13 protein-coding genes, 2 pseudogenes and 1 other annotated feature (1 of these 16 running past the window's edge) are annotated in these 18,629 nt (G+C 55.4%); of the genes and pseudogenes, 7 read left to right on the forward strand and 8 right to left on the reverse strand.

Annotated features, from left to right (window positions below):
* Positions 1-401 precede the first annotated feature (401 nt).
* Entirely contained in the window at positions 402-1,562 is a 1,161-nt protein-coding gene (locus ACHHV8_RS09595) for an N-acetyldiaminopimelate deacetylase (RefSeq protein WP_395158070.1), read from the reverse strand.
* 110 nt (positions 1,563-1,672) lie between these two features.
* On the reverse strand, positions 1,673-2,383 hold the full coding sequence (gene dapD / locus ACHHV8_RS09600; protein ID WP_395158071.1) for a 2,3,4,5-tetrahydropyridine-2,6-dicarboxylate N-acetyltransferase: 711 nt from the start codon (positions 2,381-2,383) through the stop codon (positions 1,673-1,675).
* 464 nt (positions 2,384-2,847) lie between these two features.
* Here dapD and pyrR point away from each other — a divergent pair, with 464 nt between their 5' ends.
* The 7 genes and pseudogenes from pyrR (at position 2,848) to pyrE (ending at position 11,627) form a co-directional block, all read left to right on the forward strand.
* Positions 2,848-3,402, forward strand: coding sequence for a bifunctional pyr operon transcriptional regulator/uracil phosphoribosyltransferase PyrR (gene pyrR, locus ACHHV8_RS09605; RefSeq protein ID WP_395163464.1), 555 nt, complete (start codon positions 2,848-2,850; stop codon positions 3,400-3,402).
* The gene (locus tag ACHHV8_RS09610) at positions 3,399-4,310 is read left to right on the forward strand and encodes an aspartate carbamoyltransferase catalytic subunit (protein WP_395158072.1); all 912 of its coding nucleotides are present in this window, start codon (positions 3,399-3,401) and stop codon (positions 4,308-4,310) included. The genes pyrR and ACHHV8_RS09610 overlap by 4 nt, the downstream gene beginning before the upstream one ends.
* Positions 4,311-4,363: 53 nt before the next feature.
* Positions 4,364-5,641, forward strand: a complete 1,278-nt coding sequence (locus ACHHV8_RS09615) for a dihydroorotase (RefSeq protein ID WP_395158073.1) — start codon at positions 4,364-4,366, stop codon at positions 5,639-5,641.
* A gap of 60 nt (positions 5,642-5,701) precedes the next feature.
* A complete protein-coding gene (locus tag ACHHV8_RS09620) occupies positions 5,702-6,883 on the forward strand; it encodes a carbamoyl phosphate synthase small subunit (protein WP_395158074.1) in 1,182 nt (393 codons plus the stop codon).
* Positions 6,870-10,083: pseudogene (carB, locus tag ACHHV8_RS09625) on the forward strand (carbamoyl-phosphate synthase large subunit). The gene ACHHV8_RS09620 and the pseudogene carB overlap by 14 nt, the downstream one beginning before the upstream one ends.
* A 107-nt stretch (positions 10,084-10,190) precedes the next feature.
* On the forward strand, positions 10,191-10,928 hold the full coding sequence (pyrF, locus tag ACHHV8_RS09630; RefSeq protein ID WP_395158075.1) for an orotidine-5'-phosphate decarboxylase: 738 nt from the start codon (positions 10,191-10,193) through the stop codon (positions 10,926-10,928).
* Between the two features lie 42 nt (positions 10,929-10,970).
* Positions 10,971-11,627: an orotate phosphoribosyltransferase gene (gene pyrE, locus ACHHV8_RS09635; RefSeq protein WP_395158076.1), complete on the forward strand. Its 657-nt coding sequence runs from the start codon at positions 10,971-10,973 to the stop codon at positions 11,625-11,627.
* 745 nt (positions 11,628-12,372) lie between these two features.
* On the opposite strand, the gene mtnB is transcribed toward pyrE, so the two are convergent.
* The 6 genes and pseudogenes from mtnB to proB all read right to left on the reverse strand — a co-directional run bounded on the left by mtnB (position 12,373) and on the right by proB (position 18,425).
* Positions 12,373-13,014: a methylthioribulose 1-phosphate dehydratase gene (gene mtnB, locus ACHHV8_RS09640; RefSeq protein ID WP_395158077.1), complete on the reverse strand. Its 642-nt coding sequence runs from the start codon at positions 13,012-13,014 to the stop codon at positions 12,373-12,375.
* The gene (locus ACHHV8_RS09645) at positions 13,011-13,685 is read right to left on the reverse strand and encodes a 2-hydroxy-3-keto-5-methylthiopentenyl-1-phosphate phosphatase (protein WP_395158078.1); all 675 of its coding nucleotides are present in this window, start codon (positions 13,683-13,685) and stop codon (positions 13,011-13,013) included. The genes mtnB and ACHHV8_RS09645 overlap by 4 nt, the downstream gene beginning before the upstream one ends.
* On the reverse strand, positions 13,682-14,995 hold the full coding sequence (locus tag ACHHV8_RS09650; RefSeq protein WP_395158079.1) for a 2,3-diketo-5-methylthiopentyl-1-phosphate enolase: 1,314 nt from the start codon (positions 14,993-14,995) through the stop codon (positions 13,682-13,684). Before ACHHV8_RS09650 ends, ACHHV8_RS09645 begins: the two co-directional genes overlap by 4 nt.
* Before the next feature lie 29 nt (positions 14,996-15,024).
* The gene (gene proC, locus ACHHV8_RS09655) at positions 15,025-15,891 is read right to left on the reverse strand and encodes a pyrroline-5-carboxylate reductase (RefSeq protein WP_395158080.1); all 867 of its coding nucleotides are present in this window, start codon (positions 15,889-15,891) and stop codon (positions 15,025-15,027) included.
* A 54-nt stretch (positions 15,892-15,945) separates the two neighbouring features.
* A pseudogene (locus ACHHV8_RS09660) lies at positions 15,946-17,220 on the reverse strand (glutamate-5-semialdehyde dehydrogenase).
* A gap of 86 nt (positions 17,221-17,306) precedes the next feature.
* Entirely contained in the window at positions 17,307-18,425 is a 1,119-nt protein-coding gene (gene proB / locus ACHHV8_RS09665) for a glutamate 5-kinase (protein WP_395158081.1), read from the reverse strand.
* Positions 18,426-18,490: 65 nt separating this feature from the next.
* Positions 18,491-18,629 (reverse strand) — a binding site (T-box leader); it runs 84 nt beyond the window's last position.

The raw sequence follows: 18,629 nt of genomic DNA on the forward strand, positions 1-18,629 counted from the left end.
CTCGCCTTGTCCCGGATTTGAACCGCTCACAGCGGGATCCAGTCAAAACATCCGGGACAACAGCGATGAAAGAATGAGCCGTGCTCGTCCAGCGATGATTTTTTTGATCGGCCCCACTAGAGAGGAGGCCACTGAAAAACTAGCGGAGAGCACGGAATCGTTCTGTAGAAGCGAAAGCGTTCGCCTTTGTCCTTGGATTTCAACCGCTACAAGCGGAAGATAATCAAAGAAATCCAGGGACAACAGCGATCGGAAGAATGTTCCGTACTCGTAGCGATGACTTTTTCAGTGGCCTCCTAGAGAGTAGGGGCTTTTTTGCGTTGAGTAAAAAAGAAAAGCTCTTGCCTGTCCCGTAAGACAGGTAAGAGCCTGAAAGGTTCAGCCGTAGGGCTGCTGCATTTTTAGTTGGCGGATTTCCACTCCAGGTAGCTGCTGATCACGTCGATCGCCAAATCGATAGCCTGCTCGTCCGGCTCAATTTTGGCATGATGCAGCCCGTAGGGGGTGTCCACGCCGAGCCAGAACATGAAGCCCGTGATTTTCTCCAGGAAGTAGCCGAAATCCTCGCCGGTCATCGCTTCCGTACATTCGAACAGCTTCGCTTTACCGCTCTCTTCAAGCCAGCTCATAAATTCGCGCGTCGTTTCCGCGTGATTGAATACTTGACGATAATTGGCTCCATAATCGATATCCACTTTGCAGTCGAAGCCTGCTTCGATGCCGGCCGTGAGCGACTCGATCCTTGATTTGACGAGCGCCATCGTTTCGGCGGACAGCGTGCGGATCGTGCCTTCCAGCCGGGCCTTTTCGGCAATGATGTTTTGCTTGGTGCCGCCCTCAATCTTGCCCACGGTGATCACCGCGGAATCGAGCGGATTGACGTTGCGGGAAATGACGGTCTGCAGCTGGGATACGAGCTGGCAGGCGGCAACGACCATATCGTTAGCCAAATGAGGAAACGCCGCATGGCCGCCTTTGCCGGTCAGGTCGATGAACAGCTCCGAAGTGTTGGCGAACAAAATGCCCGGCTTGGTCGCGATGGTGCCGACAGGGTATTCGGGGGCGATATGAAGCGCGACGATCTGATCCGGCATCCAATCCTGCAGCTCCTCTGCTTCAAGCATCGGCTTGGCCCCGCCGGGCCCTTCCTCTGCGGGCTGGAAAATAAAGGTGATATTATCCTTGATCGGCTGCTCGACGAAATGAGTCAGCACACCGAGACCGATGGACATATGAACATCGTGTCCGCAGGCGTGCATATACCCGGGATGGGTCGAGCGGAAGTCATAGCTCGTATCCTCGGAGATAGGCAACCCGTCCATGTCGGCGCGATAGCCGAAACGGCGGGTAGGGGCGGTTCCTTTCACATTGACGAGGATGCCCGTCCGCCAGGTGCGGATTTCAATCCGTTCTTGAGGAAGGGCTTGAATATAGTCCAGCAAAAACTGCTGCGTTTTGAATTCGGCAAAGCCGGGCTCGGGAATTTGGTGAAGCGCTCTGCGGATCGTAACGAACCGGCCCGGGGCCGTTCCTTTGCCGGTTGGGGTTGTGGATGCCGTCATAGGTGAGAATCCTCCTTATATAATTAAAAGCTTGCGCCGCATAACCATGGCTGAGCCTGCAAAAGAAAAGGCCCGGCGACAATCCGCCGAGCCCCCTTGAGCACATCACCTTACAGGGTGCGCAGGTCTTGTAAAATTTCTGTTTTGGATTTCGTTTTGGCGTCTACGGTTTTGATGACGCGGGCAGGAGCGCCGGCAACAACTGTGTTCTCCGGAACGTCAGCTACTACTACTGCGCCAGCGGCTACAACGGAGCCTTTACCGATGCGTACGCCTTCGAGGATAACGGCATTCGCGCCGACAAGCACGTCGTCTTCGATAACGACCGGTTGAGCGGAAGGAGGCTCGATTACGCCTGCAACGACGGAACCTGCGCCGATATGGCACATCGCGCCGATTTTGGCACGGCCGCCGATAACGACGTTCATATCGATCATCGTGCCTGCGCCGATGGATGCGCCGATGTTGATCGAAGCGCCCATCATGATGATGGCATTGTCGCCGATAGCCACTTTATCGCGGATGATCGCGCCCGGCTCGATGCGGGCGTTGATGTTTTTCAAATCCAATGTAGGGATAGCGGAGTTGCGGCGGTCATTTTCCACCACGTAATCTTCGATTTTCGCTTGGTTGGCATCCAGGATGCTCTTGACGTCGGTCCATTCACCGAACAATACGCCGCTTTTGCCGGAAATAAAGGATTGAATGCTTGTCCCGAAATCGATCGATTCCAGGTCGCCTTTCACATATACTTTCACCGGGGTTTTCTTGGTGCTGTTTTTAATAAAAGCAATAACTTCTTCTGTATTCATTTCCAACATGCGTTTATCCAACTCCTTATGTAAAATTGCGCGTGTCTCGTTTCTGCCGGACATCACGAAACCATTCTTTCTCTTTATAGCATAAAAGCCATGTTCTAGCAATGTCGGAAGCGACAGCTCTCGACACTCCTATTGACATCGGCTGTCGAACGTGGGATAATACTCGTAACTGAATAGCACCTTTAAAATCAGTCCCGTGAGGCTGGCAAGGTGAACGAATGGAAAGAACGGATCTTATAGGAGGCCGGAGTCTATTGTCATAGGCTCAGCTCTATCTGAACATCCGATTCTCTCTGTGTGTCCACGAACCTTGCCTAACGGCAAGGTTTTTTTGCATGATAGAATTTATATGTTTTCGGGGTCCCCGCAAAGTACCTGATTCCGCTTCGAAGCATATGCCCCACTTTGTGGGGGTTGTTTTATCCCATTACAGGAGCAGGAGGTCGAAGACCTTGGTGCAGGAAATGAACAAAGAGCACGAGCATGTGCTGATGGATGAAACGGGTATGCGCCGTGCGTTAACCCGGATTGCACACGAAATTCTGGAGAGAAACAAAGGCTTCGAGAATTGCATGCTGATCGGCGTGCGTACGCGGGGCATTTATCTAGCCCGACGCATTGCCGAGCGCATTATGGAAATTGAAAATGTACCCGTGCCGATCGGCGAGATCGACGTCACCCGCTACCGGGACGACCGTTCCGGCAGCCTGGAGCATGCAAGCGACGAAGGATCGCCGGCCATGGACATTCATAATAAAAAGCTGATTTTATTCGATGATGTACTGTATACCGGCAGAACGGTCCGAGCCGCGATGGATGCCTTGATGGACCTGGGCCGTCCGCAGATGATTCAGCTGGGCGTGCTGGTGGACCGCGGACACCGCGAGCTTCCGATCCGGCCCGACTATGTGGGCAAAAACATTCCGACCTCCCGGCTTGAAAATATTGAGGTTTTGCTGAGCGAAGTAGATGGAGTGGACCAAGTCGTCATAACCCAACAAAGGAGGCACCACGGATGACAACAACATTGAAGGCGGCATCGGAGAAGCATTTGTTAGGCACCAAAGGGATGAGCGCGCAGGAAATTACGTCGATACTTGATCGGGCGGCATATTGGGAACAATACCCCGTAAAGCTGTCCAATCATCTGAATGGCCGGTTTGTGGCCAATATGTTTTTTGAGAACAGCACGAGAACGCGATTCTCGTTCGAGGTTGCCGAGAAGCGTCTGGGAGCGGAAGTGCTGAACTTTGCCGCTGCCGCCTCGAGCGTGGCCAAGGGCGAGTCGATTTACGATACGGTAAAAACGCTGGAGTCGATGGGGATCGACGCGGGCGTTATCCGGATGAAGCCGAACGGCTTGCTGGAGGAGCTGGCCCAAAAGATCCGCGTGCCGCTCATCAACGCAGGCGACGGCAACAACGAGCATCCGACGCAGGCGCTGCTCGATCTGTATACGATGCGCAAGCATTTCGGCGAGCTGAAAGGGCTGAACGTAGCGATCATCGGCGACATCTTACATAGCCGCGTGGCGCGTTCGAACCTATGGGCGCTGCAAGCGGTCGGCGCCAAGGTCAGCTTCTGCGCGCCGGAAACGATGCAGGCGCCGGAGCTGGCGGCACATGCGCCTTACATCCCGATGGAGGAGGCCATCCAGGCCGACGTTGTGATGATGCTGAGGGTGCAGCTGGAGCGTCACGAAGGCGGGCTGTTCAAGTCCCAGGAGGATTACCGCGAAGCTTACGGCTTAACCGCCGATCGGGCGGGCCGCATGGCTCCGCATGCGATTATCATGCACCCCGCGCCGGTCAACCGCGATGTGGAGATTGACGACGAGCTGGTGGAATGCGAACGGTCGAAGATTTTTACGCAAATGAGCCACGGCGTGCCGATTCGGATGGCCGTGATCGAGCGGGCATTGAGCTAAGCCGGCAAACGGTGCGGCAGGCTGTTCTTAAATAAGGATTGCAGGAGGTTATCATGGGAATCTGGATACTTAACGCTCAGGTGGTTGCCGAAGGTAACGAGCTGGCGAAACGACATATTTTAGTGGAAGGCCGGACGATCGAGCAAATCGTCGAGGCGCGGCCGGATACGGCGGGACATACCGTCATCGACGCGGAAGGAAAGCTGGTAACGCCCGGGCTGATCGATATGCACGTGCATCTGCGCGAGCCGGGCTTCGAGCATAAGGAAACGATCGCAAGCGGAACGCGCTCTGCTGCGCGCGGCGGTTTTACAACAATCGCCTGCATGCCGAATACGCGGCCGGTGATCGACACCGTGGATACGGTGAAGTATGTGTTGGACAAGGCTGAGACGGAAGGCGTCGTCCGCGTCCTGCCATACGGCTGCATTACGAAGAACGAGCTCGGCCGCGAGCTGACCGATTTTGAAGCGCTGAAGGAAGCCGGAGTTATCGGCTTTACGGATGACGGCGTAGGCGTGCAAAGCGCGCAAATGATGAAAGATGCGATGGCGAAGGCCGCATCGATCGGTCTGCCGGTGATCGCGCACTGCGAGGATAACACTTTGGTGGAAGGCGCTTGGGTAAGCGAAGGCGAGTTCTCCAGGAAGCACGGCTTGAAGGCGATCCCGAACGAATCCGAAGCGATTCACGTCGGCCGCGACTGCCTGCTGGCTGAAGCGACAGGCGTACACTACCACGTATGCCACGTGAGCACGGAGCAGTCGGTACGCCTGATCCGCCACGCGAAGCAGTTCGGCATCAAAGTGACCGCCGAGGTGTGTCCGCACCATTTGATCTTGTCCGATGAGGATATTCCGGGCATGGATGCAAACTGGAAAATGAACCCGCCGCTGCGCACGCCGAGAGACGTGCAGGCATGCATCGAAGGGCTGCTGGACGGCACGATCGACATTATCGTTACGGATCATGCGCCTCACAGTGCTGAAGAGAAAGCGCGCGGCGTGGACCTGGCTCCATTCGGCATCACCGGCTTCGAGACCGCGTTCCCGCTGCTCTACACGAAGTTCGTAGCGACAGGCCAATGGACGCTGCAGTTCCTTGTGGACAAAATGACTTCGCTGCCTGCTCAAGTGTTCGGCCTGCCTTACGGGAAGCTGGAAGCGGGCAAGGAAGCGGATATTACGATCATCGATCTGGAGAAAGAAAAACCGGTCAATCCGGATGAATTTTTATCTAAAGGCAAGAACACGCCGTTTACCGGCTGGAGCTTGAAGGGATGGCCAACCACGACGATCGTGGGCGGCAAGGTTGTGTGGACGGAAGCTTAAAGCTTGCGGTAGATGGGCTGGACATACAAGGGGAAGTTAACTGATAAGGAGTTGAAATCGATGCAGGCAAGATTGTTGTTGGAAGACGGTACATTGTTTACCGGTAAAGCATTCGGTAGTGAAGGCGAATCGACGGGTGAGGTCGTTTTTAATACAGGGATTACAGGCTATCAGGAGGTACTGTCCGATCCTTCGTACTGCGGACAAATCGTTACGATGACGTATCCGCTGATCGGAAACTACGGGATTACGCGCGACGACTTTGAATCGGTGCGTCCGTTCATTCACGGCTTCGTCGTACGCCGTCTGGAAGAAGTGCCGAGCAACTGGAGAGCGGAATATTCGCTCGACAGCCTGTTGAAGGAATACGGCATTATCGGGATCAGCGAAATCGATACTCGTATGCTGACGCGCCGTATTCGTCATCACGGCGTTATGAAGGGCTTGCTGACGACTTCCAATAAGCCAGTGGCCGAGCTGCTGGAGCAATTGAAATCGAAGCCGCTTATGACCGATCAAGTATCCCGCGTGTCGACCAAGAGCGTCTTCAGCGTGCCGGGAACGAAAGAGCGTATCGTGCTGGTCGATTTCGGCTCCAAGAGCGGTATTCTGCACGATCTGACCAAACGCGGCTGTAACGTAGTGGTCGTTCCTCAAGATACGACGGCAGAGCAAATCCGCCGCCTGGCTCCAGACGGCATCATGCTGTCCAACGGCCCTGGGGATCCGAAGGATGTGCCGCATGCGGCCAAAATGATTTCCGAGCTGCTCGGCGAATTCCCGATCTTCGGCATCTGCCTCGGTCACCAGCTGCTTGCGCTCGCTTGCGGCGCCGACACGGAGAAGCTGCCTTTCGGACACCGCGGAGGCAACCACCCGGTCAAGGACTTGATCAGCAACCGCTGCTACATTACATCGCAGAACCATGGCTACACCGTAAAAGAAGATTCCATCGCCAATACGGAGCTGGAAGTTACGCATATCAACAACAACGATAAAACCGTTGAAGGTCTTCGCCACAAGAAATATCCGGCATTCTCGGTGCAGTACCATCCGGAAGCCGCGCCAGGGCCTTTTGACTCGAGCTATTTGTTCGACGATTTTATCGAATCCATCCGCAAGTTTAAGCAGGATAACCCGCAGCTTCCGAAACAAGCTCAGCTATCCGCCGCTTCCAAGCTAGCCGGTCAAACCGGTGCGGCTGACGCATCGAAGGGAGAACTTCACTATGCCAAAAAATAACAGCCTCAAAAAAATATTAGTTATCGGCTCCGGCCCGATCGTTATCGGTCAGGCGGCTGAGTTCGATTACGCGGGTACGCAAGCTTGTCAAGCTTTGAAAGAAGAAGGCATGGAGGTTGTGCTGATCAACAGCAACCCGGCCACCATCATGACGGATACGAACATGGCCGATAAAGTATATATCGAGCCGATTACGCTGGAATTCGTAACGCAAATCATTCGCCAGGAGCGTCCTGACGGACTGCTGCCTACATTGGGCGGCCAAACCGGCTTGAACATGGCGGTAGAGCTGGCGCGTGCAGGCGTGCTGGAGCGCGAAAATGTAAAGCTGCTCGGTACGCAGCTGACAGCGATTGAGAAGGCCGAGGACCGCGATTTGTTCCGCGATCTGATGAGAGAGCTGGAGCAGCCGGTACCGGACAGCACGATTGTAACGACCGTGAAGGAAGCCGTTGATTTCGCGAACGAAATCGGCTATCCGATCATCGTGCGTCCGGCTTACACTTTGGGCGGCACAGGCGGCGGGATTTGCGCCAACGAAGAAGAGCTGCTGGAGACGGTAGCTTCCGGTATCCGTTACAGCCCGATCGGCCAATGCTTGATCGAGAAAAGCATCGCCGGTATGAAAGAAGTCGAATACGAGGTTATGCGCGATGCGAACGACAACTGTATCGTCGTGTGTAACATGGAGAACTTTGACCCGGTTGGCGTACATACGGGCGACAGTATCGTCGTCGCACCGAGCCAAACGCTGTCGGACCGCGAGTATCAAATGCTGCGTTCCGCATCGCTCAAAATCATTCGCGCCCTGAACATCGAGGGCGGATGTAACGTTCAGTTCGCGCTGGATCCATTCAGCTTCCAGTACTATGTGATCGAGGTAAACCCTCGCGTAAGCCGTTCCTCGGCGCTCGCCTCCAAAGCAACCGGTTATCCGATTGCCAAGATGGCCGCCAAAATCGCGATCGGCTACACGCTGGACGAAATCATCAACCCGGTTACGGGCCAAACCTATGCATGCTTCGAGCCGACGCTGGATTACATCGTATCGAAAATTCCGCGCTGGCCGTTCGATAAATTTACCGCTGCGAACCGCAAGCTGGGCACGCAGATGAAAGCAACGGGCGAAGTAATGGCCATCGGCCGTACCTTCGAGGAATCGATTCATAAAGCGATCCGCTCTCTGGAGATCGGCGTACACCGCCTGTTCTTGAAAGAAACGGATCTGCTGGATCAAGAAACGCTGGAAACACGTCTGGCGAAGCCGGACGACGAGCGGATGTTCCTGATCGCGGAGGCTTTCCGCCGCGGCTACACTTTGCAGCAAATCCAAGACCTGACAAAGGTCGACTGGTGGTTCCTGCACAAGCTGGAAGGCATGATTCAATTCGAGGAAGAGCTGAAGCAGCCTGAATTGACCGAGGAGCTGCTGTACCAAGCGAAGCGCAAAGGCTTCACGGAACGGCGCGATCGCCGAGATCCGCAGCAACGCGAACAAAGGCTTGAACTTCACGAACGAAGCGGACATCCGCGCTTACCGGATCAGCCTGAACCTGAAGCCGGTATACAAAATGGTAGATACGTGCGCAGCCGAGTTCGAGGCGACGACGCCATACTACTACTCGACTTACGAGCAGGAAGATGAAGTGAAGGAAACTTCGAAGCAAAAGGTTGTCGTTCTGGGCTCCGGTCCGATCCGTATCGGTCAAGGGATTGAGTTCGACTACTCTACGGTTCACGCGGTATGGGCCATTCAAGCGGCAGGCTACGAAGCGGTCATTATCAACAACAATCCGGAGACGGTTTCGACGGACTTCAATACGTCGGACAGACTGTACTTCGAGCCGCTGTTCTTCGAGGACGTAATGAACGTTATTGAGCGCGAGAAGCCGATCGGCGTTATCGTTCAATTCGGCGGTCAGACGGCGATCAACCTGGCTGCGCCTTTGGCAAAAGCGGGTGTTCGTATCTTGGGTACCGATCTGGAAAATATCGATGCGGCGGAAGACCGCAAAAAGTTCGAAGCCCTGCTTCGCGGCCTGGATATCGCACAGCCTCCGGGCGGCACGGTAACCTCCGTAGACCAGGCTGTAGGCATGGCGGCCAACTTCGGCTATCCGGTGCTGGTGCGTCCTTCGTACGTACTGGGCGGACGCGCGATGGAAATCGTGTATTCCGACGAAGAGCTGCTCAGCTATATGGAATATGCGGTGAAAATCAATCCGGAGCACCCGGTTCTGATCGACCGTTATATGCTGGGTAAAGAAGTGGAAGTTGATGCGATCTGCGATAAGGAAACGGTATTGATTCCGGGCATCATGGAGCACATCGAGAGAGCAGGGGTTCACTCCGGCGACTCGATCGCGGTCTATCCGCCGCAAACGATCTCTGAGGAAATCAAGCAGCAGATTATCGAGATTACGACCAAAATCGCGCGCGGCCTTCAAGTGGTGGGCTTGGTCAATATCCAGTTCGTTATCTTCCAGGATCAGGCGTACGTGATCGAGGTTAACCCGCGTTCTTCCAGAACGGTGCCTTTCTTGAGCAAAGTAACGAAAATTCCGATGGCTAACGTAGCTACCCGCGTCATCATGGGCGAGAAGCTGACGGATATGGGTTATGAAACCGGGCTGTGGCCTGAAGATAACTATGTATCGGTGAAAGTGCCGGTCTTCTCCTTCGCCAAGCTGCGCCGCGTAGATACGACGCTCGGACCTGAGATGAAATCGACCGGTGAGGTTATGGGGCGTGACGAGAACTTCGCCAAAGCATTGTACAAAGGCCTGATCGGCTCAGGCATGAAAATCCCGCCAACCGGCTCCATCATCGCAACGGTTGCGGATAAAGATAAAGAAGAAGCGATTGAAATTTTGACCGGCTTCTATAAGCTCGGTTACAAAATCGTCGCTACGGGCGGTACGGCCAAAGCATTGGAAGAAGCAGGCCTTGTCGTGACGCATGTGAACAAGCTGAGCGAAGGCTCGCCTAACATTCTTGACCTGATCCGCAACGGGGAAGCGCACTTCGTCGTGAACACGCTGACCAAAGGCAAAACGCCTGAGCGCGACGGCTTCCGCATCCGCCGTGAAGCGGTTGAGAACGGTATTGTCTGCATGACCTCGCTCGATACGGTGAGAGCGTTGTGGCATATGCTTGAAGCCATCAACTTCCAGTCGAGACCGATGCCTGCATTTAATTAATAGCCAAAAATCGATTAGCACAGCAGCCCGAGAGCAAGCAGGGAAGCTGTGCTAATCCCTTGATTAGGCGCTTGCGCCGCTTATTAGAAAAAGGAGGCGAACGATTCATGACCAACGGAGCTCAGGTAGCGGAGCGCATCATGGTTGCGCTGGATTACGCCGAGGCGTCGGAAGCGCGTCAGCTGGTAGAAGCATTGAAGGGCATTCCATGCTATATGAAGGTGGGCATGCAGCTGTTTTACAGCGCAGGACCGCAATTCGTGCTCAGCTTGAAGGAGCAGGGCTACAAAGTATTTCTGGATGTGAAAATGCACGACATTCCGAACACGGTCAAAGGCGGCTCGGAGAGCGTGACCCGTCTCGGCGTGGATATGTTTAACGTGCATGCGGCCGGAGGCAAGCAAATGATGGAGTACGCGCTCGAAGGCGTAGATAAGGCCTGCACAGGAGCGGCGGCCGAAGCTGCCAAGCCGATCGTCATTGCCGTCACACAGCTGACCAGCACAAGCCAGACCGTGATGAACGAAGAGATCGGTCTCGCAGGTACGGTCGAGGACGCGGTCATCCGCTATGCGCGGTTCGCTCAAGCAGCCGGGCTGCAGGGCGTCGTAGCCTCCCCGCTGGAGGTTACCCGCATTAAAGAAGCCTGCGGCAGCGGCTTCGTAACCGTGACGCCGGGCATCCGGCCCGCGGGAGCGGCGCTGGGCGATCAGTCGCGCGTTATGACGCCGCCTGAGGCGTTTGCCCAAGGGACCGATTACGTGGTCATCGGACGCCCGATCACGGGCGCAGCGGACCCTAGAGCGGCTCTGGAGGCCATCATAGCATCGGTACAGCAGGCTTAATACACATAGATCTTATTTTGAACGAGAAAAGGAGCTAAATCCATGTCTACCAAAACGATCTCGACGAATCCGCAATTGGCGGAGCAAGTAGCAGCGGCGCTGCTTAATATCCAGGCGGTCGCGCTTCGCCCGAACGAGCCTTTCACCTGGACTTCCGGTCTGAAGTCGCCGATTTACTGCGATAACCGCATCACAATCTCTTATCCGGAAGTGCGCGAATTGATCGCGGACGGATTGGTTGCCCTGATCCGTGAAAACTTCCCGGATGCCGAAGTGATTGCAGGCGCGGCGACAGGCGGCATCCCTCATGCGGCATGGGTGGCGCAGAAGCTGAACCTCCCGATGGTCTATGTGCGTGATAAAGCCAAAGGACACGGCAAAGAGAACCTGATCGAAGGATACATTCAACCCGGACAAAAAACGGTGGTCATCGAGGACCTGATCTCCACCGGCGGCAGCTCGCTGAAAGTCGCACTGGCTGTCAATGATGCCGGCGCTCAGGCGCTTGGCGTGCTCGGCATTTTCTCATACCAATTCGAAAAAGCCGTCGAAGCTTTCAGCGGCGCCGGCATTCCTTTTGAAACCTTGACGAACTATTCCGTCCTGGTGGACGTTGCTTTGAAGCAGGGCAGCATCCAGGCTTCGGATCTGGAAGCTTTGAAAGCTTGGCGCTTGAATCCAAGCGAGTACGGTAAATAAGAGCGATAAGCAAAAGCAGCTAGAAGATACGACAGCTAGAAAACGATAGGATAGATAAACGATTGCTGGATGAAACGATTGATAAATGGCTGGTCGGATGAATGATTCATTCAATAAAGAGGACTGTCCCATAAGTGGGACACCGATAAGGCTAGTCTTAAATGATGCAAGACGTACTAAACGTACAGGATGTACAAAGACGCTGCCAAAACCACGATATCAGTGGAACTGGCAGCGTCTTTTTATGTTTATTCAGGTCAAGCGGGGAATGAAGCAATGAAGCATGTAGCATCTGAAACTGACTGCGCACACTGCCCGTTCCACTTTTCGAAAAGTGGAGAGACTGGGACTTGATGCCATGCAAAATGCGGTTTAGCAATACCCTCGAAGTATTTAGCTGAAAAAAAGTAGAAGAGAACTCGTAGCAGATCAGAGGAGGGAATAGGTATGGGGTGGAAAGTTTACGTGCCGTCTTTGAAGTCGTGTTCCCCCTACCTTGTCTAATCCAATGGAACACGACTTCAACAACGGCTGGAACCCCATACCTATTCCCTCCCCCCCACGGACTACCGGATGGGTCTGCTCCAAGATTGTTGCTTTTAATACAGCCCAGGATTCCAGACGGCAGTGAAAGGAGACTGCGTTCCGATCCAGCTGTGACCCTCGCCCCGAGCACAGCAAAAAGGCGGTCCGAGACGCCTTGTCCAAGGCTTCGAACCGCTGCTCACCGTTATAAGCGCGGCTGTTATTTTTTCAAAAGCTCCAGCCGGTACACATATTCGAACAAATATTCGAAGGCTTCCAGGTTGCGCTTCGCTTCGAAGGAGTTGGCGCCCCAGGCATAAATACCGTGCTTGCGCAGCATAATGCCAGGCACGCGAGGCACGATCGCCCCTTGCACCAGCTCTGCAATGCGCGGAATGTCCGCATAGTTCGGCAAAATCGGAATTTCGATCTGCGCTTCCTCATCCCAAATATTGAACGCTTTAATCAGCTCGACGCCGTCCACCGGAATCGATTTGCGCTCCCAGAACAGCTCGGAGACCAGATTGTTGAAGACGGTATGAACATGGAAAATAGCGCCGCAGCCTGTGGCTTTGTAAATTTCGCAGTGAATCAGCGTTTCCGCGGACGGTTTCAGACTAGTTTCATCGGTCGGCTGTCCTTTTTCATTTACGAGCAAAAAATCGGACGGGGTATTCACCGACTTGTCTTTCCCGCTAGCCGTGATGGCGAAAGTAAACTGATCCGGGTTGAATTCCCCGACACGAATGGACAGATTGCCGCTTGTCGCCGGGAACCAATTGCGGGCAGCCAGAATGGTCTTGATTTCGCGCAGCTCGGCAAAAGCCTGCTGCTTTTCCTCTAAACGCAGAGTACTGCTCACCTTGCATTCATCTCCTCTAACCGTTGAATGATATCGTGAAAGTCATGAAATGGGTAATAAGGCAGGTGCAATTCCTCGCACAGGTCGATCAGGTGGGAGCGGGCGAACACCGTGTCCACCAGCTTGGCCCCCTCAAAATCGGTTACGCTGTCGCCGATCATGATGCGCTCGTACTGCTCCTTATCGTAGCCGCGGATGATCGTCGTTTTGCACATCCCGCAGCGGCCGTGCGTGTCGCAATGATCGTCGCAGGAATGCGGCCACAAAATTTCGATATGCGATCCGCTGAAATCGCTGCCGTTGCAGTAAACATGCTCTTTCGGAATCGGAAAGCCGGAAAGCACCGAATAGACGAAAAAATCGATGCCTCCGCTCGTAACCAGAAACTGAATGTGCTGCTGCTTACAGTATTCCAGCAATTCGGCAAAGCCGGCACGGATCTTGACATTGCCGATAGCATAGTCAATCACTTCCTGCTTGCGAGAGGTGGGCAGGAGGGCGAACATTTTCCCCACACCCTCGCGGATCGAGATCTGCTTGGAAAGCACCTGCTCGACCAGCATATCCCATCCCGGCGGTTGAAAATGCTTCATGATCGCTACGATATTGTCGTTTTCCGTGATGGTTCCGTCAAAATCGCAAAAAATGATTTGCTGGCGCTTGTGGCTCATTCCTTGATCCCCCAAGCTTCAATCGCCGCTTTCAGCTCCGGATGGCCTTCGGCATAGCTGCGCAGCGATTCGCCAGCGAGGCAGGCGTCGATCGCTTGGCGGAAGGCTTGTCCGCCCGCAATGGTACCCATCGGATGGCCGTGAATACCGCCGCCGGCGTTAACGACGACTTGTCCGCCGAAATCGCGGAGAATGAGCGGGACAAGCCCCGGATGAATGCCCGCGGAAGGGACAGGGAAGCTCGTTTTCAGCTGCAGTTCGCTTGCAGCCGGCTGCTCTGACGCTTTGACCGGTGCGCCGGCCGCTTCAAGCCGTTCAACGCTGACGGTGTAATCGGCAGCGTTTTCCGTAAGCAGCACTTCCTTGATGGCCATATTCTCCTCGCGCGGCATCACCACGGAGCCGTAAGGCGAAGGGAACAGGCAGAGATCGGCTCCGGCGAGACGAAGCAGCTTGCCGAGCAGCACGTTGGCCGAGATGCCGTGGTGCGGCGATGGGTAGAATGCGCCGGCAAGCGCCGGGTGCGCCATAATCGGCACGTTGATGTCCGGATGGCGGCTGAGCTCGCTCAGCACATCGAAGCCGTAGGACAGCACGTTAAACAGCAGCGCGTTGGCGCCGGCATCGATCGCTTTGCGCGCCTGATCGAGCAGACTGAAGGTCGGTCCGGTCAGGTTGACTGCGTACAGCAGCTTTTGCCCGGTTTCTTGTCCGGCCTGTTTAGCCGCCTGCATGCAGATTTCTACACGCTTCTCAATCGGTGTGAGCGGGTTTTCGAACAAAATCTCATCGTCCTTGATAAGGTCGACGCCGCCTGCTGCCTGCAGATAAAACTGCTCTCTCAGGGTCGACAGGTCGTGCCCGATGACGGATTTGAAAATACTCATCAACAGCGGGCGGTCGTGTACGCCCAGCAGCTCGCGGACGCCTTGAATACCGAATTTCGGTCCGGGAAACCCGGCCAGGAACTGATCGGAGAAGGAAAGGTCAATCAGCTTGATGCGGCCGTCCATCGACAGCTTGCCGAACACCGTGACGAGCAGCGCAGGGATATCGCGGCTGAAGTTGGCATCCGGATAGGCGATCTGGATATCGGCATACCGTTCGGAGGCAGGGGCTCCCGGCGCGGGATTATGCTCCTGCACATCCATCACAATGCCCAGGTGGCGCTGCATCTCGGCCTTCCGGGCTTCAGGAAGATCGGTCCAGCTGCCGACCGTTAAGCCTACGGCGATACCTTGAGCTTTTTTGGCAAAATCGGCTTTCTCGTCAAAGCAGCGGTATGTCGCTACACAATATGCGTTAGTCAAGTTAAGACACCTACTTTTAATTTAAATAATTACTTGGTTTCTACGGCCGAAGCTTGAGCGCTGATGGCTTCGCCCAGCTCGCCGGCGCGCTCCGCAGAGCGCAGCACCGCTTTGGTGACACCTTCGGAGAACTGATGGGCGTCCATCGTTTCAAGCGCGGCTTGTGTCGTGCCGTTCGGTGAGGTGACCTTGCGGCGCAGATCGGCAGGGTTCTCGCCGGTCAGCTGCACCATTTGGGCGGCGCCCAGCACGGTCTGTACTGTAAGCTCCTTCGCCGCTTCAGGGGAAAGACCGCCCCGGATGCCGCCTTCGATCATCGCTTCCATCATATAATAGATGTAAGCCGGGCCGCTGCCGGACACGCCGGTTACGATATCGAGCTTCGACTCGTCCACGACCGATACGATACCGGTCGATTTGAACATGTCGATGGCCAGCTGCTGCTGCTCCGGTGTGACCGACGAAGAGAAGCTGATCCCGGTGGCTCCGAGACCGATGGAGCTCGATGTGTTAGGCATTGTGCGCGCGATCGGCTGGTCGGAAGTGCCGAGTATCGTTTCGATAGTAGCGATGGAGAGCCCGGCTATCACGGATACGAGAAGCTGGGACGGTTTTAACAGCGAAGCGATGGAGCGTAAGCCCTCGATCGCATCCTTCGGCTTGAAAGCGACGACGACGATATCTGCGTCGGCGATCGCGCTGTTTTTGCCGGCTGTATCCGCTGCGTAGCTGACGCCGTAGCTCTCCTGAAGGGAGAGCAGGCGGGCCGTATCCTGACGGTTCAGCACGGTGATGCGAGCCGCATCGCCGTCGGGCTGCTGGGCGAGGCCGCGAACGATCGCTTCGGCCATAGAGCCAGCTCCGACAAAAGTAATGGAAGCCGTAGTTAAAGACATATCGGAAAGTCTCCTTTTCTTAAGTTGATGTCCAATACACCAACCTTGTGTCCGTCAGCCGCGAATTTGGCCACTTCCGTTGACAAGGAATTTGGTGGAGGTTAAAGCAGGCAGACCCATCGGCCGCGGGCATGCAGCTTTTGGGTGCTGATGCCGATTTCTGCGCCAAAGCCGAACTCGAAGCCATCCGTGAAGCGGGTGGATGCGTTATGGTAGACGGCGGCGGCATCGACTTCCTGGAGGAAACGGGCCGCATGTCCGGCGTTCTCCGTCACGATGCATTCCGAATGCATCGTGCTGTGGAGGCGGATATGATCGATAGCCTCATCCAGTCCCTGGACGACACGCACATTTAGAATGTAATCGTTGTACTCGGTATCCCAGTCCTGATCGCTTGCAGCTTTGATCGACGGCACCAGCTCAAGGGTGCGGGAGCAGCCGCGAAGCTCTACTTTAAGCTCTTCAAAATGGGCGGCAATCGATGCCAGATGCTCTTGGGCGAACGCTTCGTGCACAAGCAGCGTTTCCATCGAGTTGCAGACGGAAGGACGCTGAACTTTGGCGTTGGTCGCAATATCCAATGCCATTGTGTATTGTGCCGATTCGTCCACATAAGTATGACAAATGCCGGCTCCTGTTTCAATGACAGGCACTTTGGCGTTTTGAACGACATTTTGAATAAGGGAGTGGCCGCCGCGCGGGATGAGGACGTCCAGCAGCCCGGTCAGCTTCAGCATTTCGTCCACAGAGGAACGGTTCGGGTCAAGAATCAGCTGCACTGCATCCGCAGGCATGTCGGTTTGGGCCAAAGCTTCATGGATGACCTCGACAATACGTTTGTTGGAATACAAGGCTGCCGAGCCGCCGCGTAAAACAACGGCATTGCCCGTTTTCAGGCACAGGCCCGCGGCATCGACCGTCACGTTCGGACGGGCTTCATAGATGATGCCGATCACGCCGAGCGGCACGCGGATTTTACGGATATGCAGCCCGTTCGGACGGGTATACTGCTCAAGCGTATCCCCGATAGGATCGGGGAGCTCGACGACCTGGCGCAAGCCTTCCGCGATGCTTTCGATCCGCTGCTCGTTCAATGCGATGCGGTCGAGCAGGGAAGAGCTCGTGCCGTTCTCCCGGCCCCGGCGCAGGTCCCTTTTCGTTTGCTGCGATAATCGACGCGCTTTCCGCTACGAGCGCATCGGCCATCTTCAGGAGCGCGTCATTTTTCTGTTCGGTTGTCAGCAGGCTCAAGCGGGGAGCCGCCTGCTTGGCAAGCGTCGCTTTTTGCACGACCTCGCTTGCTGCGGCTGTCTGAGTGGATGATGTCATAGGTAAATCCTCCTCGCCAAGTTAGTAGTTCATATACGGCTGCCGCCCTTATAAAAGGGCGCTTGTCTTATCGTACCGGCTTGCGCCTAAGGCAGTCGTGCCGCTAAGGTAATCCATTCATCTCGATGGATCACTTCGATCCGGTGCACCTCGATGCGCTTCTGCACTTCCTCGGTGCTCAGTCCGGCTACGGCCTGCAGCTGCCAATTCGCGTAGTTGACGATGCCGCGGCCGATAGGCTGCTGCTCGAGGTTTACGACCTCGACGACGTCGCCGGGATGAAATTCGCCGCCGATTTCCTTCACGCCGGCCGGGAGCAGGCTCCTGCCTCCGCGAATAAGCGCGGCCTCGGCGCCGGCGTCGACGGTGATTTGGCCCTGCGGCAGGGAATGAAAGCCGAGCCACTGCTTCTTCATCGGCAGGTTATGCTCATGCGTCTCGAAGTACGTCCCCCGGCCGCGGCCTTCGGTGGCCAGCAGCAGGTCGCCGTCCTCGACGACGCGGCCGATGAACACCGGTACGCCGCCGCGCATCGCAATGCTGGCCGCTTCGATTTTGGAGCGCATGCCTCCGGTGCCGACAGAAGAGCCGGAGCCGCCTGCGACGCGGTAAATGTCCTCGCCGATTTCCTGAACGCGTTCGATCCGTCTGGCATTCGGATTTTTGCGCGGGTCCTCCGTGTACAAGCCGTCCATATCCGTCAGGATAACCAGCTGGCGGGCGCGGATCAGATTCGCGACGAGGGCGGAGAGCTTATCGTTATCTCCGAACTTCAGCTCGTCGACGGACACGGTATCGTTCTCGTTAATAATCGGGATGATCCGGTGACGGAGAAGCTCCTCAATCGTCATTGACGCATTGTGGATCCGCTTGCGGTTCGAGAAGTCCGAGCGGGTGAGCAGAATTTGCCCGACCCCGATATGATGGGCAGCAAAGGCTTCATGGTAAGCTTGCATAAGCAGCGCCTGACCGACCGAAGCGGAGGCCTGCTTTTCATGCAAATTTTTCGGGCGGCTCAGGTAGCCCATTTCGCGGAAGCCTGCCGCTACCGCGCCCGAGGTGACGAGCAGCACTTGAAAGCCTTGGTGCTGAAGCCTCGCAAGCTCGGAAGCGAAGAAAGCGATCTGGCTCCGGTTCAGCCCGCCCTCATCGGAGGTTAGCGAGCTGCTGCCTATTTTGACAACGATGGTTTGCTGCGGTTGCATGAGGAAATCACTTCTTTCTACATGGATGTTTCAGGGCGGGATACAAACACAAAAAGCCCCCGTCCTCTAAGGACGGAAGCTTCAACTTCCGCGGTACCACCTTAATTGATGTTCGAATAACATCCAACTTTAACAACGCCTTAGTAACGGCAAGACACAAGCCGTCCAACTCTTCGTTGGCCGTTCCGGGGCGGGTTCGGTGGC

Source organism: Paenibacillus sp. TAB_01, from assembly GCF_043945595.1.
Taxonomy (GTDB): domain Bacteria; phylum Bacillota; class Bacilli; order Paenibacillales; family NBRC-103111; genus Paenibacillus_S.